Below are 21,231 nucleotides of genomic sequence, written 5' to 3' on the forward strand. Positions count from 1 at the left end.
CCCGGGAGGATAACCATGACGTTCCTGATATCCTTGACCATTGTCTTTGTCATTGTGCTGTTCGGGGTGATTTCTCCCGAGCTTTTCGCCTCTGCGGCTTCCCATGTACTGAAAGTGACCACAACGAATTTTGGCTGGTTTTATTTAATTGTGACTTTCGGTTTTCTGATCTTTTGCATCTTCCTTGCCTTTAGCCGATACGGACAAATTCCTTTAGGGAGCGACGATGACGAGCCGGAATATTCGCTGCCTACGTGGTTTGCCATGCTGTTTTCTGCGGGGATGGGGATTGGGCTTGTCTTTTGGGGAGTAGCGGAGCCCGTCTCCCATTACTTCTCTCCGCCAGCAGGTGTGACCGGACAAACGACCGAAGCTGCACAAACTGCTCTGCGCTATGCATTTTTTCACTGGGGTCTGCATCCTTGGGGGATCTATGCTCTCATTGCTCTCGCTCTTGCCTATTTTCAGTTTCGCAAAGGGGCAAAGGGCTTGATTTCCTCCACTTTTGGCCCGTTGCTCGGTGAGCGCATACACGGACCGCTTGGAAAAGGGATCGATGTACTGGCTGTCATCGCTACGGCATTCGGTGTCGCAACCTCACTTGGTCTCGGAACTCTGCAAATAAACGGGGGCTTGTCTCACCTCTTTGGACTGCCGTCCAGCACCACCGTGCAAATCGTGATCATTTCCATTATTACGGTACTATTTCTGCTCTCGGCTACGACAGGGCTGGATCGGGGAATCAAGTATTTGAGCAATACGAATCTGGTCTTGGCATTGCTGCTCCTCCTGCTGACGCTCGTATTGGGACCAACCTCGTTTATTTTTGACGCCTTTACCAGCACGCTAGGCAGCTATTTGAACAATCTCATCTCGATGAGCTTGCGGCTGACCCCGTTTACACAAGGGACATGGGTAGCCAACTGGACGTTATTTTACTGGTCGTGGTGGATTGCCTGGGCGCCGTTCGTCGGCATGTTTATCGCACGCGTCTCCAAAGGTCGCACGATCAAGGAATTCGTCATTTGTGTGATGCTCGTTCCGAGTTTGTTGAGCTTCATTTGGTTTTCGGTGTTTGGCGGGACTGCACTTCACCTCGAGATTTTTGATCAAGCGCCTATAGGGGCAGCCGTGCAACGTGACATCTCGACTGCGTTGTTCCTCGCACTGGAGCAGTTGCCCATGGGATACATTCTGGCTGTCGTTGCGATTCTGTTGATCATCACGTTTTTTATCACGTCGGCGGATTCAGCTATTTTCGTGCTCGGCATGCTGTCTTCTGATGGCAACCTGGACCCGTCGAATCGGGTAAAAATCACCTGGGGCGTCCTTCAATCCGCTATCGCGATCGTTCTTTTGTTAAGCGGCGGCTTGGAAGGCCTGCAGACAGCCTCCATTGTGGCTGCGCTGCCTTTTACCGTCATCATGGTTCTGATGTGCTTCTCCCTCGTCATGGCACTGCAGGAAGAAGACCGGATCGCGAAAAAGAAACGAAAGGATCAGCAAAAGAAGCTGGAGAGGTTGTTGAAGGAGCTGTAAAAAGCAGGAAGACCCTTCCATGAGGCATTCTGCTTCGTGAAGGGTCTTATTATATGGTATCATATGGTAAAAATTTCAAAGGATCTGATGAAATGGAGTTAGATCGTTCTTTTCGAAAAAAGACTGTACCGATACCGTACGGGAAATTGACGACTGTCTTCATCCTGTTCATTGCCTCGTTTATGATCTGGCAAGTATGGGAAAATCAAAATCGCCTCTATACTGACAATCTGTACATGAAACAATCGATTTTTACAGGTGTGATGTTTCAAGTGGAATTTCTCAAGGAGCCAGACGGGGAAGAAATAGAGCTGTACAGCTTTGTAACCCCAGACGCTCGAGTAGATGGCCACCAAATGCACAAAGACAACCAACTGGAGTTTTCATTACTGGAGAATAAAATCGATCTGCTCATTCGGGAAGAGCGCAATGTCATCTTTTATTCCCTACTCTTGTCGTACACACTGGCCGTTTGGTTCATACTGCGAAATCTTATTCGTGATAGTGGCCTTCCTATTTTCGCCTTTGTTGCATGTGTTTTCTTCAGTTTTTCTCTCTGGCGTTCTTGGTTCAAAATACAGGAGTTGCTTGAAGAGACCGCTTATTATATGAGCAGATTGTAAAAAGGGACGCTATTCATCGCGTCCCCCTTTGTTATTCTTTGGATGCTTTCGCCTCAGATGTTACCTCAATCCCGTTTCGGCGAAACAGCGCCGCCGTCAGACCGACACCCGGCACCTTTTTCCCGGAAAAGCTGCCATCGTATACAAAGGAGCTTCCACAGGACGGGCTGTTCTCTTTTAAGATGGCGGATGTGGCTCCAACCGTTTTCGCCAGCTTCAGCGCTTGGTTCGCCCCCATCAAAAATTCTTCGGTGACGTCTCGGCCTGTGTTGTCTATGATGCGTGCTTTGCCATCCAGAACATCTTCTCCCGTCCCCCCGATGATTTCTGCTGGCGGTCGTGGTGTTGGCAAGCCTCCCAGCTGCTCAGGACAGACGGGGATAGCCTTTCCTTCCCGGAGCAATTGCTCTAGTTCTTGGTCCAAGCATGACTTCTGATCGTAACGGCATTCACAGCCGATCAAACAGGCACTGATCACTTTCATGACAACCGTCTCCCACCTTTTTTATAGTTTACGCAGCTTCACGCTTTGCACCATATGATCCTGACCTTTGTCCAAAATCAATTGAGCGCGAACACGCGTCGGCAAAATATTTTGGCGAAGGTTGGCTCCGTTGATTTCCGTCCAAATGCCGGTAGCTACCTCAGTCGCCTCCTCGTCAGACAGACTCGCGTAACGCTTGAAATACGAGGATGGATCGGAAAACGCGGTCTGGCGCAGCAGCTTGAACCGCTCTACATACCATTGCAGGATGTGCTTCTCTTCCGCGTGCACGTAGATTGTGAAATCAAAGAAATCGGAAACAATGACCTCGGAGATACGAGCATCGTTTTCGTCCCCTCTAGGCGGTTGCAGCACATTCAAGCCTTCGACAATCAAAATGTCAGGCTGTCTGACGGTCTGCCATTCATCTGGCACAATGTCATACACAAGGTGAGAATAGACTGGCGCTTTGACTTCAGGCAAACCCGATTTTACATCGGATAAAAAATGGATAAAACGGCGCAAATCATAGCTCTCCGGGAATCCCTTGCGCTTCATGATTCCTCTGTCTTCTAGAACCTTGTTCGGATACAGGAATCCATCGGTCGTTACCAAATCGACCTTCGGATGATTCGGCCAGCGGGACAACAGCGTCTGCAAAATGCGAGCCGTTGTGCTTTTGCCTACAGCCACACTGCCTGCGATACCGATAATGAATGGGACCTTGCCATCCTGGTTCCCTAAAAAAGTGTGAGTCGCCTGGTATAGCTCCTGCGTGCCCCCGACATACAAATTCAGCAGACGGGACAACGGTAGGTAAATGTCGGAGACTTCCGTCATGGACATTTTCTCGTTCAAGCCCTGCAAAAGGGAAAGCTCGTTATCAGATATGGTCAACGGCGTGGAAGCCCTCAGAGCACTCCACTGCTCGCGATTAAATGTAACATAGGGTGATGCCATGGGAATGTACATCCTTTCCATCATGAAAGTGCTTTCTTTAATTCAACACAAAGTTAGTTTACACCAGCATGTCTTTCTTGGGAACATGGGCGTTGTCCCAAATCAGCCAGCCCTGCACTTTGCCTTCATAAGCACATAGGAAAAAAGCCGATACCCCATGGCATCAGCTATGCTTGCAAAAGAATTTCTTTTTATTTTCCCAGGTGAGCTTGCAGCATCCACACATGCTTTTGCAAGCTGTCCATGATCCCTAAGAACATATCGCCAGTCGCTTCATCGTCCCCTGCTTCCGCGGCTGTAATACCTTCTTTGAGCTCCTTGATCAGGAGTGTAAAATCGCTCACGACTGCCTCTACCATCTGATCCGCAGACTCTCCACCTGTCGCTTCCTTAATGGAAGCCTGCTCCATACAAGCCTTCAATGTCGAAACAGGCTTGCCCCCAACCGTTAACAGCCGTTCTGCCAGCTCATCCACATTTTTGGCTGCCTCGTTGTATAGCTCCTCGAATTTTTCATGCAGAGTAAAGAAGTTCGGGCCTTTGACAAACCAGTGATAATGATGCAGCTTCATATACAGTACAGACCAGTTGGCAACCTGTTTATTAAGTACGTCGGTCACGGGCCGACTCATTGTCATACTCATCCGGACGCTCCACCTCTCATGGTATAGATATAGCGTTTGTAGTATGTGGTGAATGGGTTTTTTCTATTCCAGACGCCGTCTAGTTCATCATCGTTTTGACGAACCTTCTATCCTGCTTGGTACAATGCACGTTTGTCAGAAGCGATTTTTTCTTCAACATTGCATTGCAAAAAATCATTATTTTCATTATTCGGCATCCGTCGGTATCTTCAAAAAGTAAATGAATTTCAGGTTCTCTATCAAATATGACGTAGTAAAAATCGTTTATTTGATCGACTTTCATGACGGTTAGCCTTTCTATGAAATCGTTAAATTCCTATACTGCTAAGGTAAACCTAACCGGTGAAACTGGAAATTTCTCCGTCCCACTTAATTTGAGTAAAATCACAGTTGTACCCGAAGTAAAAAAAGCATAGCTTACTCTCCATTCCTGAGGATCAGTTTCATAACTGACCCACACTCCCATTACTCCTCAACTCATTTCTTGCTTTTGCTAGTGCCTGTAAAATTTCTTCCTTCGCAGCTTCCTCGTACCTGTCCATGGCTTCTTCCAAGCCACATTCGATTAAGTTCAAGTACTCGCCATACGTTACATAGGCTACTTCCTCTGGAAACCCGTGAAATCCCATACTCAGGACAACTTCGTCAATCGCACATCGCTCAGGATCGTCGCTGTCGAAATTACCGTATGTCGCAATCATGCAAACCTCATCAAATACAACGCCTTTTCTTGTAAGAATGATAGTTATGCTTTTCAATATTCTTGATTGATTGATGAAAACGCCTCTGATGAAATGATGCTTCCAGTCATTATTTATCTTTTTCAAGCGTTGTACCACCTTCTAAGTACTCCTTTGGCTGCCCTCAGGCCATTTAGTTTTATCATTGTAAATCACCCTGGTGTAATCTACATTTTTAATCTTAGCGTTTGTAAAATCTGCATTAGAAAGGTCTGCACTGGTAAAATCAACATTTTGCAGGCTAGCATTACGAAAAGAAGCCCACGTTAAATCGCAATTGATAAACTTTACATTTTTCAGAGTTGCATCCATAAAGCTTACCTTTATCATACCTGAATTGGAAAAAATCAACTCCTTCCACTTCTGCTTCACAAAAGGTCGCTCTTATTATTTTCGAAGAAGTCACATCACAATTTTTTACTATGGAGTAATCCAGATTTGATTTTGTCAGAATAACTCCACTCATTTTCACTTCTAAAAAAATGACTGACGCAAGGTTGGAATAATAAAAGTCAGTATTAGCTAATGTACATTTCTTTATTTTTGAACCTGCCAACATGACATCGATTACGTGCCTATCAGCTACGTTTAATTCTGAGAAAACGCCATCCTCAACAAATAGTTGTACACCCTTCGTTTTCTCCCCACTAAGCCATAATTCATGCTTATCAAGCATCTGATTGATTTCTTTTTGGGTTATCATCTTTCGTCAGTCCTTTTTTTCCTCGTATTTCTGACGAACGAGCGAAAGGTACTCTTCTACATATTCCGTTTCATCCTCTGACAACATTAACCGATAATCAATCTCTTTCGCCAAACGTAAGACCCTTAGCATATCCTCTCGATCACTTTCGGATAGTGGTACGTCATGCCTTACCATCAATTTAGTTAGTAATGATACAGCTACGATACTCAGAATCGTATCGGAATAGATGTATTCATCGAAAGCGAGATGACAAATACCCGCAGCTTGTCCGTAAGTACGTCCATTCACGCATACCTCGTTATAGAAGCTGTCTACTATCAAAAATTGAAGCTCGAAAAAATTCATATCCATTCGTATTCCGCTTGCAAGATAAAGAATGCTAGCAGAATCTTTCCTCCCTTCTTTTCACTTTCCATACAGACATGGCTGTATTCAACAGGGAAACTCCGAAAAGTAAATAGCATGTTTTTGATATTTTTCAACGTAGAAATAAAGCATTGGCAAGAATATTCCCGATACTGCCAAAGACTGCATCCACAACCATTGAGACTTCTACAAGATCCTTTAGCCTGTCTTCATAATGACTCAAGCCAAGTGTGTTGAAGACGAGGTAATCTTGAAATACATTTTCATAATTCAGCAATTGTAGCTTGGGACTGTCTTCGCTGCTTTTATATATTTCTCGATCAATGGGCTCACTTACGTATTTACTGTAGTGATGTAATACAGCTCTCCGTAATTTAGCAGATCAAGTAATGAAGCTAACTCAGCCATGTATTTTCACAAGAAAATCCTCTAATACTCCCCTAGTCGCAACACCAGCTCTGGGAAGCAATTCATTTACGCGAACGAGCATGGCAGGATTGTCACGTATCATTTGTTTCCCTTCTAGAGTCGTATAGCTTCTCAACGTATCTACACAGATCACGAAAAGTTCCTCATCATCCGTATCCAGCAACGATAGTAGAATGTTCAGTTCATGCTCGTTACAGGAACTGTCCATACAGTATGCGATTTTTCGCTGCCATTCTAACGGTTTCATCAGCACATGACTGGACAGGTCTTCCCAATCCTTTTTGCTGAACTTCGTTAGCATGTCAGACGCTATTATGCAACCAACGTCATACCAATAATCAACGGTATTTTGGCAGCCTGTTATGAAAACATCTAATTCTTTGTACATGCTGGTCACCTCAATTCAATATTCAGGTTTTTTCTCATCTCTTCCAAATACAGTTCTAGCTCTTTCCTGTCACGCGGTCTTTTTTCTACATATCTCTTCGCTGCTATCCTGAAATAATCATAAACAATTTCGTAAGCAACGATGATTGTCTCGCTCCCAAATTCTACCTCAATACCGATAAATTCCTCTTCATAAAAAGACTGATCAAATCCATCTAGGTCACTCCAAAATGTAAAGCCTCCCATATCTGTGACAAAGCCAATCCCTGTGCTTATATACTTCACTGCATCTTATAATGAGCCTATTAAATAACAAACGTTCACTAAATCCTGTACGGGTACGTGTTCTGTTTGAAATAAGTCATCTGAATGTAATAACATTTCCATTTCCCTCTCCAAGGCCAACCATCAAAATTACAGTGTATGACCGTAAAAATACTTTTGACCCCATATTAGGCAGAAGAACCAGATCCCCATTGGTCCGCTATCAATTGTTCTCATTCGAATCCTTGAACAGTTCGGGACGTGCACTATGTTTAGGGGAAACGGCTCTCTTCCAAAACCAAGTAAACCGTTTGCTGTCAAACCTTCGCAAAAACGGGATAAAGGTAACAGCAGTCCATAATCACTGGCTCTTTGACAACCCGCGTCTAGTGTTCGGGAAATTTTATCAAACTTAAAATCCATTCGACGATTAATGCAATGAAGAAAGCAGAAACTATCAGAATCAAAATTTGTAACCATAGACTAGTATTCTGAGAAGGCATTATGTTCAGAATTCCTATTAACAAAACTAGGCAGAATATGATCGTGCTTGGTTTCAAGAAAAAATTCATCCGCACACCTCCAGGATATTTAAAAAAGCTCATTCCTTCTAACTTGAAAGACGGAATAAGCCTACTTTACAAACCATCCTGTTACAATTTTTTCTGTGTTGGACTCGGCAAACTTTCAAACGCATACCCATTAATCCCGGCAAAATCCATCTTTTTACGCAAATCACTGACAAACTGCGTAAAATAAAAGCCACGATCCATGCTGCCCGCATACTTTCTCAAGTCGTAATCGTAGGATAATGAATCGTATATGTGATGTAAATCATCGACGAGCACTTTTTTCATATCCGCTTTTTTAATAGCTGGATCAATACTGCATTCGTTCACGAGCGCCTGTAATGTTTCCTTGAGCGCATCGTTGTCATAGGACGGGTGAGAGAGTAAAAATTTCAAATCGTACAAGTCTTTAAACCTCGGCCTGACAATCGTTTGATGAAGCTTCCAAGCAACCTGGATGGACAGGGGTACTGTGTACGGAACAAGAAAGCTTTCCCCAAAGACAGGTTGGTACTGTAGCGGAACCGGGTCTGCTTCCATTTCCAAGTTAAACGAAATATCCAGATTAAGCTCGTTATAGTTATCTGCTTCCCTTTATTGACCCTTGAAATAATAGGCAATATCCGTATTGATCGTCGGAAAATCATCTGCCATTGCGTAATCGATATATCTCCAAAAGGCATTCTCTCGAAAACTTCTAAACACGACGCCGTCGTTCAGATCCATTTCGGTTACTTGAATCATCCATTGTGTAAATACTTCATGGGCATGTTCGACGTCCCTGATCTTCCCCGCATACAATAAATCGATATCATCCGCGTCCCGAATCTCTCGGTTGTCCAAATATTGTCTGGTTAGAAGGCTGCCTTTTAATACAAAGGGCAAATTCACAAGAGCAATTCTTCTCAACAGTGCTTCCAAAACAATGAGCTCTCTCGCCTCATATTCCAACTCTGCTACATCATCGTATGTAATCATCATGATCCTCCATCTTAAAAATTAGGAAATCCAACCGCTGTCCAGTTCTTCGCGGCTGTCATAAATACATAGTTCATATTGTTCTTTGATTAGCTCGATCTGATTTGCTTGCAAAATGGTATGTATCTTTTCTACCCGATCGTAAAACTGTTTCGGGCTCTCATATTCTCGGACGGTGATAAATCTCACTTTTCCATTCGCATTCAAAGAGTTTCTCGAAATATGTCCGCCATGACCCTCACATAGATTTCGTAACGCCGCGACATCATTGACCTGTACTTTTCCATGCCATTCAAAGTAAGGCTTCGAGTTTTTTAGGATGGGCTGGTGAAAATACGTTTCTTCTTTTGGAGAAATCTCTACTTTTTTTCGGACGATGGTAAAACCGTTGTTTTGAAACGTAGCTGCAATCTTTTCCATCTCTTTATTGGCTTCAGGAAAATCTGGTCGTTTGATTACTCCTGTTATCATCGGTTGATTGATGTAATTTCCCTGATCCAAGACGATCATGACCGGTTTCACTTGTTCCGCTTGGCACAGATCGATAAAAGCTGCCTTTTCATCAAATTGGAGATCGTTGAAGGTAACATGAAACTCGAATTCCATTGCTTCACTCCCTGACTTTCCTTGTATTGCACAACCAATTTATTTCCTTTTCTTCCTATTTGTATCGACATATCTTTTCTATTTCTTAACCGTTTCGTTTAAATAAAAAAGTAGAGGTATGTTGAAAAACCTTTCTCAACATATCTCTACTTTGTAAGCGTGCTAGTTGCTAACCATTTAGCTTGGTGGTTGCTGAAAAGTCCAGAGAGTGTACTTTTATGGACCAATGCCCCAAGATTTCATCGAGTCTTAAAGCCTAAGTCCTGATCTTTGAGCCTAAAGAGCTTTGATACGTAAGTTTTGAAAGCTGAGCTCTCATCTTTGAGCTTTCATCCTCATATTCACCAAATAATTTTAGGATGGCCTAGTTAACCCACTAGGCAAGGGACTCTCGTTTATCAGCTATTCAAATGGCTAGCAAGGCACACTGTTAATCCACAAGATTGATTTTGGTAATCGTATTGGATTCACTTAAGATAAAATCGACTTCACACTCAAATTCATCGATTTCTTTACTAAGCGTATCCATTTTCTCTTTCAACTTCAAGGGGTCTACGAGCTTCGCTTCATTTTGCTCTTTAAACGGTTTGGAGATGGCTTCCATTTCCGTATCCTTCACCTTGGAGTCTTTGCCAAAGTTCGCTTCAAGTAGCCTTTCCAATCGTAGCTGTACTTCTTCATTTTTCTCTTCAACCTGCGTGACAGCGTGGTTGTAATCTCTTCTCATTTTCTCCAGCAGTGATTTTTCATATTGAATGGAGGTTTTTCGCTCGATTGCTTCTGCCACTGTCATTCTCTTGCCGCTAATCATTACCATCGTCTTTGCATTGGACTCGACGATCAGTGACTTAATTTTTTGTCTTCTTTTTATTAGATCAACGATGGATTGGTAGTTGCGCTCTGTTGTTTCCTCATAAAGTTCTGTTGACGTGTAACCAGATACTGGCTTATGCCCAATGGCGGAAGACATGAAAGTTGTTTCATTGATTCCTTTTTGGATTCTTTTATCGAGTAACTTTAATTCTGAGAGTCCTCTTGTGATAGACATTTCCATCGTGTCATTCCTCCTCGTGGAGTTTGATAGAAAAATTGTTTATGTATATAGGGATTACATTTGGTAGTTTAATATACAACTTTATGTAAATAGTTGTCAAATTGAACGGAGGATTGGCGTGGATTTGTGAAATACCTCTGAGTAATCCCCCATCTCCCCATGCAAAAAGCCAGGGCCAACTCTCCCTGGCTGTCATACGTTACAGAAGTCCTTCCTTTATCCCTTTTTGTACCGCGTCATCCCGATTCCGCACTCCAAGCTTGTCATATAGAGCGGATGCATAGTTACGCACGGTTCCGTCTGACAAATACAGCTTGGAAGCAATCGTTTTATAGCGCATGCCTTGGGAGAGCATCTGCAAAATCTCTTGCTCCCGCTTCGTTAAACCATAAGCATTCTCGTCTTTTTCGCTTAGTTTCGGAGCAACGAGCAAATCTTCCTGTTCGTTTGCTGGCTGTGCATCCAGCATTTTATGAAACAGGTCCTGTGCAATCATCGTACCACCGCGATGGACGAGGCGAATCGTTTCCGCAAGCTCTCGTGAATCGATCGATTTCAAAAGATATCCGTCTGCACCACTGCGCATGATCTCCTTGGCTTTTTCAGTATCCTGAAACGTAGACAGGACAAGGACACGAATACCGGGCCATTTTTCCTTTATTCGTTTTGTGGCAGTAATCCCGTCCATATTCGGCATCTCCAAATCCATCAGCACCAGGTCTGGTTCTAGCTCCTCACACAGCTCCACAGCCTGCGCCCCATCCTCGGTCGTTCCGACTACCCGCAGGTCCCGCTGTCCCTCGAGTATGGTGCGCAAGCTTTCCCGAATAAACGCGTGATCATCTACGATAAACAAACGAATGATTTCATCGGCGCTCTCTATCAGTCTCGGCACCAAACAAGTAATGAGCGTTCCTTCTCCCCGCTCTGAGTATACGGCTACTCTTCCTTGCAAAAGAGCGGCCCGCTCTTTCATCGTCGTGATCCCGAAGCCATCCTCCCAATTTTCCACCCCGTGACCGTTATCCTGTATTTCCAGCCTTGTCTGTTGCTGCTCAAAATGCAAGGAAACGACGATGTCCGTAGCCTGCCCGTGACGTACGGCATTCGTCAAAGATTCCTGCAAACAGCGAAACAAGGTCATTTTCACCTGCTTACCAACAGGATACTCTTCTCCGATCGCACGAAACCGCACATTCACCTTTGCATGTGTCTGAAACTCCTCCGCAAGCTGCTTCAGCGAATGAACCAAGGGAAGCGTTTCTTGCGGTGACCCCATCTGATGCAAGTACCCTCTCACTTCCTTCATGCCGTTTCGCGCAAGCTTCAAGAGGGAGTCGAGCTTTTGCGTCCCTTCCTGCGACGCTACATCCTGACGCAAGGTTTCCAGCCCCATGATGATCGAGACATAGGAATGCCCCATCGTATCATGCAGGTCCTTGGAGAGTCGGTCCCGCTCCTCCAGCAAAGTCACTCTCTCGATTTGGGTGAGGTATTGCTCCAGCACACTGTTTTGCTTGCGAATAATTTCATTTTGACGATGGTTGACGATGAGCAAATGAAAAGCAAACCCAATCGCATAAGCAAGCCCGACTTGCGAAAAAATCACGAAGACATCAATTCCCCGCGAAAAAAGCACAATCAGCAGAGGAAGGATCACAATCGTAATGGGAGCCGACCAGCGATACGATTTCTTCGCACTATTGGCGGCAATCAAAAAAGCTGGCATCAATAAAGTAAGGTACGCCTCCGGAAAAATAGACGTGAGATAAAGCGATAATCCACCAAACAAGAGCATTTCTGCTATCAGATAGTAACGATAGCTCAGCTGCAAACAAATCCACGGGACGGAAAAAACCATCATTTCCCAAAGTATAACCATCCATAAGGGCAGCGTGAGATAATCTCCAAATGTTACAGTCGTAACGGTGAGTGAAAAGCAAACGATCAGACGTAAAAAAAACATCACCCAGTCATACCAGGCCCATTGTTTCACGATATCTAACAAACCATCATCTCCTAATTGCTTTGAACATCAAGCGGGTGTACCCACCAACTAATTGTACCAGACCGTTCCCTAGCTTGGAGCATCCGATCATGAGTATGAATCCTAAACTCATAATTTGCAATGCCTTCAGCTCAGAATCCACTACGCTCCCGAAAAAATGTAGCTCCACGAAAGGATAGAGCAACGGTATGAACGCAAAACATACGGGTGCAATGTAGATGAGTACTCCGATCACCAGGCAGATACAGCCTATGACAAATTTTTGCATCAGCCAATAAACGGATAGCCAGTTTCTTACATTCATTAATTCCGCCTTTGCCTGCATCCATTGATTTCCCTTTGCTCTTTGTCTCATTGCCAACGGTTCTATGGAAATATCGGTATAAATCTTCGTCTGAATACGTTCATGCTGGACAAAGGTTTGAGTTGTACGCAACACATTGGTGAGCAACGGAATTCCCACTACGGTAAATGACAAGGCCAAGCCAAGCACGATACTGACCAAGTAAAAACATAAATAAAATACTCCCGAGACAAATGTATACAGCAAAAAGATAACATTTTGAACGTTTCGCATGATCGCTCTTTTCATATAAGCTAACTCGCTCCTATCTATACCTTTTCCGACATGATGATGACGGTCTGCCATTACCGTAAACCACTGCGCGTCACATGAGCCAGTATCAAAATGTCATATGACAGGCTAAGTCATGTCATTTCATCAAAATCAAAATCATTTTGTCAGTCGGAAAAGTGATGACAAGAAGTAACTACCGAGTATGACACGAGCTTTGCCATACTGTGCTCAAGCGCTCACTCTCAGAGTCGGTGCGTCAAACCGGGTTGCCAACACAAAAAGGAGAATCGCACATGAAAAAAGTGATACAAAAAATGAGTCTCGTCGTTTTTCTTCTCTCCACAACCTTGATTTCCGCATGCACGCAGTCGCTCGGTGCTGTAGAATCCACTCAGACTGCTTCCATTGCTGCCCAAGGACCGGTGGATGCCAAAGAAATAGAAGCGTTTGCCGATCCACTGTTTGCAGAAAAAATGAAAGAACATAATGTGGCTGGTTCCAGCTTTGTTGTCGTCCGTGATGGCAAAGTCCTCGTGAACAAAGGTTACGGCTTTGCTAACAAGGAAAAGAAAATCCCTGTTGATAAAGACACGGTGTTCCAAATTGGCTCCGTATCGAAAACCTTTACCGCCTTGGCTGCCATGCAGCAAGTCGATGCGGGTAAAATTGACCTGCATGGCAATATAGAGGAATATCTCGGTGGGCTAAAAATTCCTAATAATACAGGAAAACCCGTCACCATGTACGACTTGCTCACCTACACAACCGGCTTCGCATTTCCTGACGAAACTACCTTTACCGGTCCACAATACATCGGGCAGGACATCTCTATGGATGAATTCTTTCCAAAGCACATGCCGACCGTCATCCGACCACCTGGCGAAACCTATACGTATGATAATACAGGATTCTTGCTCGCTGGCTATGCCGTGGAAAAAGCAAGTGGAATCCCCTTTGCCCAGTATATGGATGAAAAAGTGTTCAAGCCTCTCGGAATGACCTCGACCAGTGAACGTTTGAAGCCTGAGCTCATGAAGAGAATGGCTGCCAATTACGATCTTAATGGCGAGCCACGTCCGCTAGAAGGAACCGCTCCAACTGATGGTCCGCAGGGAAGCATTATATCAACAGCAGAAGACATGGCAAAGTACATGATCATGCACCTGCAAAACGGAAAATTTGACGGCAAGGAAATCGTCAGCCAGAAAAGCATGGAATTGATGCATACGCACCAGATTTTCGCGGATGACATCCCGATCACAACCGTAGGCTTTGAAAACTATTTTCCAGAGTATACAAATGGTCAGCACGTTGTTTTGAAGGGCGGAAACATGCCAGGCCATTCTTCCCTGATGGTATTGATCCCGGAACATAAAACCGGCTTTTTCATGTCCTACAACAATGATTCAATGATTAGCGCTGATATTTACAAAGAATTCATGGATCATTATTTCCCAGAAACAGAAAAAAAAGCTGAGCCTGATTACTTGCCCTTGAGTGAAGCGGATGCGCAAAAATATTTCGGGCTGTATCAACATACGCGTGCCTATTGGACACGCACTTCTATTACCTATGAGAATGGATCACTCGTGCTTGAGAGTGAGGCAACCGGAAAACAAAAGCTGCGAATGATTCGCCCATTGCTATTTGTAGATGAGGTAGGCGAAAAAGTCGCGTTCAAGGAAGACAAAAACGGTAACATCAAATACTTCTATTATACAACGCCAAAAGGAGTTAACCTTGCTGGCGAAACACAAAAAATGGAAATGGAAAAGACCTACTCAGACGTCCCTAACACCAGCAGCTATAAGACCCATATCAACAACATCAGCGCCCTTTCCATTATGGGAGCAAAATCGGGAAGTAAATTTGATCCTACAGGGACCATGACACAAGGCGAATTTGCTGACGCCCTGATCAAAGCAGAAGGCCATTACGTAATGGCCGGGAGTGAAGACGGGCTTAGACAGCAATTGGCCGCGGGCATCCCTAATTTGAATCCATCGTCACCAATCACAAGACAAGTCGCTGCTGCCATGATCCAAAATTTAAAGCAGCTTGAACCTGTGGCAACCAGCAAAGTGACGCTGCAAGACACAGCCGACGCATGGGCAAAAGATGCGATCACTGCTCTTGTTTCACAAGGCATCGTCGATCCTGACACGAAGGTAAACGCAGATGGCTCTTTCACATTCCGCGCAAAAGATTTACTGAAGCGTCAAGAAGCCAGTGCCTTACTTGACTTAGCATTTGGTTACTATTCATTGCCGATTAAACGATAAGCATCCTTTTCCTCTTTTTGGGATAATGTAGGGACTTGTTGTATACCCTACTCCTTTGAGGGAGGTGACTGGTCGTGGATAATAGCGATAAACACAAGGGACAAGCTGAGCAAAAAGATTCAAGTGACTTGAATGAGAAGGAAATCGAGCTTCAGCATCAATTTCAAATGTTCCCTACCCCTGATGAAAAACGCGCTTCAAAAGTGATTACTGAGCTGAAAGATTAATAACTACTTTCCCCCACTTTAAGGCTGTCGAGAAACTCGGCAGCCTTTCTTTGTCCAGGAAAAATCCCGCTTATGAAGACGGATTCTCGCAAGTACCTTCATCGTTTTCTAGTATCCGCTGCGCTTCCCAAAGAGAAGCGGCCGGACGAAAAGATCAAAAAACAACAACTTGGAATTTCGTTAACCCAAAAAGGCTCCCACCAACGCTACAAGAGTTAGGGAAGCCTTCTTGAACTCAAACAAATCTTCGCTATATCGTTACACTCTCTTCGATCACCAGTTCACCGTTTGTCGCATCGAGACTAGCCTCTACGCCCAGAGGGAGAGCGATGTTGCACGCGCCATGTCCGATCTGTATGTTCCAGATGGTCGGCTTTCCGTACGGTACGACGATATTTTGAAACACATCCCAGACAGAGAAGCCTTCGCGCTTTTTCGGCTCACAATCGGTCCATGTCCCGATGACGACGCCCGCACAATCATCAAACAAGCCGCCCTGGGCAAGCTGTGTCAGCATGCGGTCAATCCGGTACGGCTCTTCGTCGATATCCTCCAGGAACAACAGCTTGCCTCTCGTATCGAGCTGGTAAGGCGTCCCCATCAACGCGGAGACGAGGGCGAGATTCCCGCCGACTACGGGTCCAGCTGCCTGACCTTCGACGAGACAGACGATTTCTTCTCCAGGAGGATTAATGATCGCTCCCAATGGCTCGGGGCGAGTCATAGCGCGCAGCAAATATTGCTTGGACCAGTCATCCAGTCCATGCGCGATGTCTGAGGTAGCCATCGGTCCGTGAAGGGTAGCCAGATTCGCGCGCTGTCCGAAAACGGTATGCAGCGCCGTAATGTCGCTGTAGCCGATAAACAGCTTCGGGTTTTCGGCGATGAGGTCATAATCGAGCAAGGGCAGAATTTGCGGGGAACCGTAACCGCCCCGCATGCACATGATTCCGTCCACTTCCTCGTCGACGAACATGGCATTCAGCTCAGCCGCCCGTTGCTCAGGAGTTCCCGCCAAATACCCACCGTACGATTCTCGGCACGTATCCGATATTTTCACTTTGTATCCCAAACCTTGCAGCTCTGCCATTGCTTTGTTCAGCACTTCTTCTGTAGCAGGACTTGAGGTTGCCACTACTCCGATTGTATCGCCCGCTCGCAATGCTTTCCCTTTGTTCATCTGTCCAGTCTCCTCCCACGGTTTCTCTCCCCATTATCGTACATCTGTGTCAAATGGTGCATAGCCATTTTCGCAGCTTGCGACTTGCAGACGGCTGGCTGATTCCGAGCGCTTCCGCTACCTTTGTTGTCGTCTTATGCTGCTCATAGGCCCGGTGCACGAGCTGGCGCTCCACCTCGTCCATGGCATCCTGCATCGCCATCACACGATCTACCTTGATCCCTTTGTTCACACTGGACTCTTGGTTATGAATATAACGCGGAATTTGCGCGGGCGTAATGAGCACATCATGTGACGTGACGACGAGCCGTTCCACTACATTTTCCAACTCCCGCACATTGCCAGGCCAATCGTATTCGCTGAGGATGCGATAGCAGGTATCTGCGAGCTGTCTTTCCAAACAGTACTTTTGCGAAAAGACATTGAGAAAGTAGTGGACGAGCACGGGTATCTCTTCCTGCCGTTCGCGCAGCGGCGGAATTTCCAATGGGACGACATGAATGCGATAGTACAAATCCTCGCGAAACTTGCCTTCCTTGACCATTTGCCGCAGGTTTTTATTTGTGGCCGTGATCAGCTTTACATCTACTTTTCGCGAGACAGAGCTGCCTACGGGCGTAATCGTTTTTTCTTGCAACACATTCAACAGCTTCACTTGCAAGGAGAGTGACATCTCCCCGATCTCGTCCAAGAACAGCGTGCCTCCGTTTGCCTTTTCAATCAAACCTGCCTTGCCATCTTTGTCCGCTCCCGTAAAAGCACCCTTTTCATAGCCAAACAGCTCTGACTCCAGCAATGTCTCAGGAATGGCTCCGCAGTTGATGTGCACGAATGGCTTGTCCACCCGCGGACTGCACTCGTGGATGTATTTTGCCAGCACGCCTTTTCCGACACCTGATTCTCCCAACAGGATCATGGATGATTCTACCTGCGACAGTTTTTTGGCCATCATGGCGACCTGCTCCATGGACTGACTGCGGTAGATCAAGCTAGTCTCTCCTTTTTGTCTGTTATTCTCCTTGGTCATTTCACTCTGCAAGACCGTCCCGACGTACTTGACTTCATGTAATTCCTGCTGCAGTTGCTCCTGGCTAGTTATATCAATGAAAGTATGGATCACTCCGTTAAAATTCCCGTCCTGATCCCAAATCGGTGTGCCTTCCACAAAAAGCTTGCGATTTTTCCGGGTGGTTTGAATCGTATGTATCTTTTTCTTGTCGCGAATGACCCGCATCGTGATCGTTGGCGCAAAATAGCCGAGATGATAAAACTCCTCAATCGGCTTGCCCATCATCTCCGCAGGATCAATTCCGAAAAATTCTTCAAATCTTTCCGAGCCATACAAGGTTCTGCCTTCTGCGTCTGTGACGTGCACGATATCAAACAGCGAGCCTAATAACGCTTCATAATCGATCATGGCGCTCTCTACCTCCCGTGCCCCCCGCATCTTGTGGAGTGACACGTACATAGCGATTCGTCGGTCTGCCTACCCCACCATAGCTGACATCCATTCTGACACTCCCGCTCTTCTCCAGATAGTCCAAATAGCGTCTGGCCGTCACTCTCGCGATCCCTACACGTTCGGCCACGTCATCTGCCGAGAGCGGCTGACTCTCTTTCTCGATCTGGCGCATGATTTGCTCCATGGTGACAGCGTGCAGTCCCTTCGGCAGCACTATCCTGCCTGAAGTGGCATCGGCTTGTTCTTTTTCCGGGCTTTTGCGGAATAACAGCTGGTCGACCTCATCCTGGGATGCGGTACCCTCCCAATCAATCCGTCGGCGGAACTCTCGATAGTTTTCCAATGACTGCTTGATCCGTTCGAATTGAAACGGCTTGATAATATAGTCCATCGCCCCATTGCGCAGCATCGATTGGATCGTGGTCTTGTCCTTTGCAGCTGTCACGACGATGACATCCACTGCATGTTTGGCGGCGCGCAGCTCCATCAGCGCCTTCACCCCGTCCTGGATCGGCATGAAAATATCAATGATCACCAAGTCAGGCGCGAGCTCATTCACTAGCTTGAGTCCATCTGCCCCGTTGGCTGCAATTCCGACCACGTCAAAGCCTGGGACACGCTCAATGAACTGCTTGTTGATTTCCTGTACCATCGGATCGTCTTCCATAATCAGTACGCGAATGCTATCGTTATCCTTCTCCATGACTCTCCATCTCCCCCATCGGAAACGTAATGAGAAAGCTGGCCCCTTCTCCGCGTGCCGAATGGCAAACCAGCTCGCCTCCCCCTTTATTAACCAACTGATGCACCAGGTGCAGACCAAGTCCACGGTGCACACGTTCTTTCGTAGAAAATCCCCGTTCCAGCATGTGTAGACGCGTCTCTTCGTCCATGCCGATTCCGTTGTCCTCCACCAGAATGGAGCAAATCTCTTCGTCTTGTTCGATACTGATCATGATCTCCTTATCTTCGCGTTCGATTCGCTCCAGTGAATCAAAGGCATTCTCGATCAGATTTCCCAAAATGAGCACGAAATTATGATGATCCATGTACGGCGGAAAACGTTCCAGATGACTCCTGCGATCAATGACAACACGGATGCCTAGCTCTCTTCCTCGACTTACTTTGCCAATCAAGAGCCCAGATAAATTCTCATCCATGATCCGCGTTGTTAAAAAGGAGGTGAGTTCCTCCTGCTGCTCGTTGACCTCGAACAAATACGCGAGTGCCTTTTCATGTTGATGGAGCTGGAGCAAGCCTGCGATGGTATGCAAATGATTCATGTGCTCGTGATTTTGTACCCGCAGTGCACCGACGAATTCTTTTACGCCCGTCAGCTCCTCCGCCATTCTCGCCACTTCTGTTCTGTCCTGAAAAATGGCAATTGCGCCGACGATCTTTTCCTCGACCTTGATCAGAAAACGGTTAGACCAGAGCAGCGTATTGCCGACGTGAATTTCCGTGTTGGTAAAATTCTGGCGAAGCTCCAGCACTTCTGGTAATCTGGTGTCGTGCAGGACAGACCGTATGTACTTGCCCAGCACCTCTCCTTCTATGCCAAAAATTTGCTTCGCCCTGTCGTTAAAGATTGTGATTCGTTCCCGATTGTCGATGGCGATGACCCCCTCATGCATGGCATGGAAGGTTGCGGTTCTCTCTACCAGGATTCGCGCGATTTCGTCCGGCTCCAGGTCGAGCATCTGCTTTTTCATGTGACGGGCCAACTGATAGGAGCCCCACACCCCGAACAATAAGGAGAAGAAAAAGGTCAGCGCGATATTGTTTCGCTCGGTGTACAAGATCCCCCATACATCAGGCATGACACGTCCGACCAAGACAACACCCACCTGCTGATGCTGGTCATCCATGATCGGCACGTAGGCCCGCAGAGCCGTTGTCCCAGTTGGGTTTCCGTAATCCGAATAATCCCTCCGGCCATGATCAAGTTTCCGATAATCAAGGAAAAAAGAACGATTCCGACGGAGAGCAGCATAATCTTCCATTTGATTGTTAATCGTTCGAACAGGCTCGTTCTTTCCTTTCTATTGGGTTTGCAACTCAAATTCATTCAACGTAAGCAGGTGTTTGAAAATGAAATCGTTGGTAACCAGTACATTCATTGTCCTGCTCGGACTTGTGAGCGCTGTCATTATAGGCTTCGGATCGGATCTCCTGATGGAAAACAAAGGATACGACGAAGAACAGGTAGGGCTGTCCAATCAAATTATCATCAAGTTCAGCCACGTGATCGCGGAAAACACGCCAAAGGGTCTGACTATCGAACGCTTTTCCCAGCTAGTGAAGGAAAAGACAAACGGACGTGTAGAGGTACAGGTCTTTCCCAACAGTATCCTTCACACCGAGAAAACCGAGATGACTGCCTTGCAAAACGGCGAGATCCAGATGATCGCCCCTGCATTCTCCTATCTGTCAAACACGATTCCCGAGTGGGCTGTCCTTGATCTGCCTTATCTGTTTCGATCGCAAGAGGACGTCGAAACCGTATTCAATGGGGAAATCGGCCAAATACTATTTGATAAGCTAGAAGATTCCGACATGAAAGGACTGGCCTTCTGGGCAAGCGGCTTTAAGCAAGTGACAGCCAATCGCCCGTTGATCATGCCTTCCGATTTTGTCGGCCAACGTTTGCGCATCATACCAGGCAACGTGATCGAAGCTCAGTTTCGCACACTCCAGGCAATTCCTGTAGGCTCTTCCTTCAATGAATTATACAGCATGCTGGCTGCCGGAAAAGTAGACGGCGAAGAAAATACCATCTCCAATGTGTACACCAAACGGCTCTACCAAGTACAAAAGCACATGACGATCAGCAATCACAGCTATCTGGGCTACGCCGTCGTGATTAATAAAACGTTTTGGAACAGTCTCCCCGCCGATATTCAGCAGGCCATATCAGAAGCCATGCAGGAAGCGACAGCTTACAATAATCAATTGGCTGTTTCGATGAATGACAAACAGCTGCGCTTGCTCCAAGAAAATGGGGGGATGCACATCCACATGCAGACAGCAGAAGAACGTGCCGCCTGGATCGAAGCGTTGCAGCCAGTCTACGATCAATTCGCTCCGAGTATCGGTGAACCATTGATGGTAAAAATCAGAGAGCTCCACCAACGCCGGTGAAGCTC

24 protein-coding genes and 1 pseudogene are annotated in these 21,231 nt (G+C 46.0%); 6 read left to right on the plus strand and 19 right to left on the minus strand.

What is annotated here, in order from left to right; genetic code table 11:
• Window positions 1-15: 15 nt before the first annotated feature.
• Window positions 16-1,539, plus strand: a complete 1,524-nt coding sequence (locus tag EL268_RS23350) for a glycine betaine uptake BCCT transporter (RefSeq protein WP_106655642.1) — start codon at window positions 16-18, stop codon at window positions 1,537-1,539.
• 92 nt (window positions 1,540-1,631) lie between these two features.
• Window positions 1,632-2,162 carry a hypothetical protein gene (locus EL268_RS23355; protein WP_126435465.1) on the plus strand — a complete coding sequence of 177 codons (531 nt, stop codon included), beginning with the start codon at window positions 1,632-1,634 and terminating at the stop codon, window positions 2,160-2,162.
• 31 nt (window positions 2,163-2,193) lie between these two features.
• Here the strand turns inward: EL268_RS23355 and EL268_RS23360 are convergent, their stop codons facing one another.
• The 9 genes from EL268_RS23360 to EL268_RS23400 form a co-directional block, all read right to left on the minus strand.
• Window positions 2,194-2,646 (minus strand): 2-thiouracil desulfurase family protein, encoded by a 453-nt coding sequence (locus EL268_RS23360; RefSeq protein ID WP_106655644.1) that lies wholly within the window; start codon window positions 2,644-2,646, stop codon window positions 2,194-2,196.
• Between the two features lie 21 nt (window positions 2,647-2,667).
• Window positions 2,668-3,606, minus strand: a complete 939-nt coding sequence (gene coaA / locus EL268_RS23365; RefSeq protein WP_232030020.1) for a type I pantothenate kinase — start codon at window positions 3,604-3,606, stop codon at window positions 2,668-2,670.
• A 191-nt stretch (window positions 3,607-3,797) separates the two neighbouring features.
• Window positions 3,798-4,250, minus strand: a complete 453-nt coding sequence (locus tag EL268_RS23370; protein WP_007726053.1) for a Dps family protein — start codon at window positions 4,248-4,250, stop codon at window positions 3,798-3,800.
• 443 nt (window positions 4,251-4,693) lie between these two features.
• A complete protein-coding gene (locus EL268_RS23375; RefSeq protein WP_232030022.1) occupies window positions 4,694-5,077 on the minus strand; it encodes a hypothetical protein in 384 nt (127 codons plus the stop codon).
• 15 nt (window positions 5,078-5,092) lie between these two features.
• On the minus strand, window positions 5,093-5,320 hold the full coding sequence (locus tag EL268_RS34000; RefSeq protein WP_115984460.1) for a pentapeptide repeat-containing protein: 228 nt from the start codon (window positions 5,318-5,320) through the stop codon (window positions 5,093-5,095).
• On the minus strand, window positions 5,238-5,693 hold the full coding sequence (locus tag EL268_RS23385; protein ID WP_115984463.1) for a pentapeptide repeat-containing protein: 456 nt from the start codon (window positions 5,691-5,693) through the stop codon (window positions 5,238-5,240). Before EL268_RS23385 ends, EL268_RS34000 begins: the two co-directional genes overlap by 83 nt.
• A gap of 6 nt (window positions 5,694-5,699) precedes the next feature.
• On the minus strand, window positions 5,700-5,984 hold the full coding sequence (locus EL268_RS23390) for a hypothetical protein (protein ID WP_126435467.1): 285 nt from the start codon (window positions 5,982-5,984) through the stop codon (window positions 5,700-5,702).
• A 478-nt stretch (window positions 5,985-6,462) separates the two neighbouring features.
• On the minus strand, window positions 6,463-6,879 hold the full coding sequence (locus EL268_RS23395) for a hypothetical protein (protein WP_106655650.1): 417 nt from the start codon (window positions 6,877-6,879) through the stop codon (window positions 6,463-6,465).
• A gap of 5 nt (window positions 6,880-6,884) precedes the next feature.
• Window positions 6,885-7,163 carry a hypothetical protein gene (locus tag EL268_RS23400; protein WP_106655651.1) on the minus strand — a complete coding sequence of 93 codons (279 nt, stop codon included), beginning with the start codon at window positions 7,161-7,163 and terminating at the stop codon, window positions 6,885-6,887.
• A gap of 149 nt (window positions 7,164-7,312) precedes the next feature.
• Between EL268_RS23400 and EL268_RS34005 the strand changes: the two are divergent.
• Window positions 7,313-7,537: pseudogene (locus EL268_RS34005) on the plus strand (DUF1259 domain-containing protein); the annotation flags it as partial.
• Window positions 7,538-7,795: 258 nt separating this feature from the next.
• Here EL268_RS34005 and EL268_RS33510 read toward each other — a convergent pair.
• The 6 genes from EL268_RS33510 to EL268_RS23430 all read right to left on the minus strand — a co-directional run bounded on the left by EL268_RS33510 (window position 7,796) and on the right by EL268_RS23430 (window position 12,949).
• On the minus strand, window positions 7,796-8,275 hold the full coding sequence (locus tag EL268_RS33510; protein WP_331251426.1) for a nucleotidyl transferase AbiEii/AbiGii toxin family protein: 480 nt from the start codon (window positions 8,273-8,275) through the stop codon (window positions 7,796-7,798).
• A 30-nt stretch (window positions 8,276-8,305) separates the two neighbouring features.
• Window positions 8,306-8,692 (minus strand): hypothetical protein, encoded by a 387-nt coding sequence (locus EL268_RS33515; protein WP_232030025.1) that lies wholly within the window; start codon window positions 8,690-8,692, stop codon window positions 8,306-8,308.
• Window positions 8,693-8,710: 18 nt separating this feature from the next.
• On the minus strand, window positions 8,711-9,295 hold the full coding sequence (locus EL268_RS23415; protein WP_106655652.1) for a hypothetical protein: 585 nt from the start codon (window positions 9,293-9,295) through the stop codon (window positions 8,711-8,713).
• A gap of 430 nt (window positions 9,296-9,725) precedes the next feature.
• Window positions 9,726-10,349: a hypothetical protein gene (locus EL268_RS23420; RefSeq protein ID WP_106655653.1), complete on the minus strand. Its 624-nt coding sequence runs from the start codon at window positions 10,347-10,349 to the stop codon at window positions 9,726-9,728.
• 199 nt (window positions 10,350-10,548) lie between these two features.
• Window positions 10,549-12,357, minus strand: a complete 1,809-nt coding sequence (locus EL268_RS23425) for a helix-turn-helix transcriptional regulator (protein WP_106655655.1) — start codon at window positions 12,355-12,357, stop codon at window positions 10,549-10,551.
• 4 nt (window positions 12,358-12,361) lie between these two features.
• A complete protein-coding gene (locus EL268_RS23430; protein ID WP_106655656.1) occupies window positions 12,362-12,949 on the minus strand; it encodes a sensor domain-containing protein in 588 nt (195 codons plus the stop codon).
• A gap of 278 nt (window positions 12,950-13,227) precedes the next feature.
• On the opposite strand from EL268_RS23430, the gene EL268_RS23435 reads away from it, so the two are divergent.
• Window positions 13,228-15,216: a serine hydrolase domain-containing protein gene (locus EL268_RS23435; protein WP_106655657.1), complete on the plus strand. Its 1,989-nt coding sequence runs from the start codon at window positions 13,228-13,230 to the stop codon at window positions 15,214-15,216.
• A gap of 74 nt (window positions 15,217-15,290) precedes the next feature.
• Window positions 15,291-15,443, plus strand: coding sequence for a hypothetical protein (locus tag EL268_RS32925; protein ID WP_164724509.1), 153 nt, complete (start codon window positions 15,291-15,293; stop codon window positions 15,441-15,443).
• A 250-nt stretch (window positions 15,444-15,693) separates the two neighbouring features.
• On the opposite strand, the gene EL268_RS23440 is transcribed toward EL268_RS32925, so the two are convergent.
• From EL268_RS23440 to EL268_RS23455, 4 genes are read right to left on the minus strand one after another with little or no spacing between them, the layout of a single operon-like run.
• Entirely contained in the window at window positions 15,694-16,623 is a 930-nt protein-coding gene (locus EL268_RS23440) for a S66 peptidase family protein (protein WP_106655658.1), read from the minus strand.
• Between the two features lie 49 nt (window positions 16,624-16,672).
• Complete coding sequence (locus EL268_RS23445; protein ID WP_106655659.1) at window positions 16,673-18,040, minus strand: sigma-54 interaction domain-containing protein; 1,368 nt, start codon at window positions 18,038-18,040, stop codon at window positions 16,673-16,675.
• Window positions 18,027-18,788, minus strand: coding sequence for a response regulator (locus EL268_RS23450; RefSeq protein ID WP_106655660.1), 762 nt, complete (start codon window positions 18,786-18,788; stop codon window positions 18,027-18,029). Before EL268_RS23450 ends, EL268_RS23445 begins: the two co-directional genes overlap by 14 nt.
• Window positions 18,775-20,088 carry a sensor histidine kinase gene (locus EL268_RS23455; RefSeq protein ID WP_232030027.1) on the minus strand — a complete coding sequence of 438 codons (1,314 nt, stop codon included), beginning with the start codon at window positions 20,086-20,088 and terminating at the stop codon, window positions 18,775-18,777. The genes EL268_RS23450 and EL268_RS23455 overlap by 14 nt, the downstream gene beginning before the upstream one ends.
• Before the next feature lie 88 nt (window positions 20,089-20,176).
• Between EL268_RS23455 and EL268_RS23460 the strand changes: the two genes are divergently transcribed.
• Window positions 20,177-21,226 carry a DctP family TRAP transporter solute-binding subunit gene (locus EL268_RS23460; RefSeq protein WP_106655661.1) on the plus strand — a complete coding sequence of 350 codons (1,050 nt, stop codon included), beginning with the start codon at window positions 20,177-20,179 and terminating at the stop codon, window positions 21,224-21,226.
• Window positions 21,227-21,231: the final 5 nt, after the last annotated feature.

This window comes from Brevibacillus brevis (genome assembly GCF_900637055.1).
In the GTDB taxonomy this organism is placed as follows: domain Bacteria; phylum Bacillota; class Bacilli; order Brevibacillales; family Brevibacillaceae; genus Brevibacillus; species Brevibacillus brevis.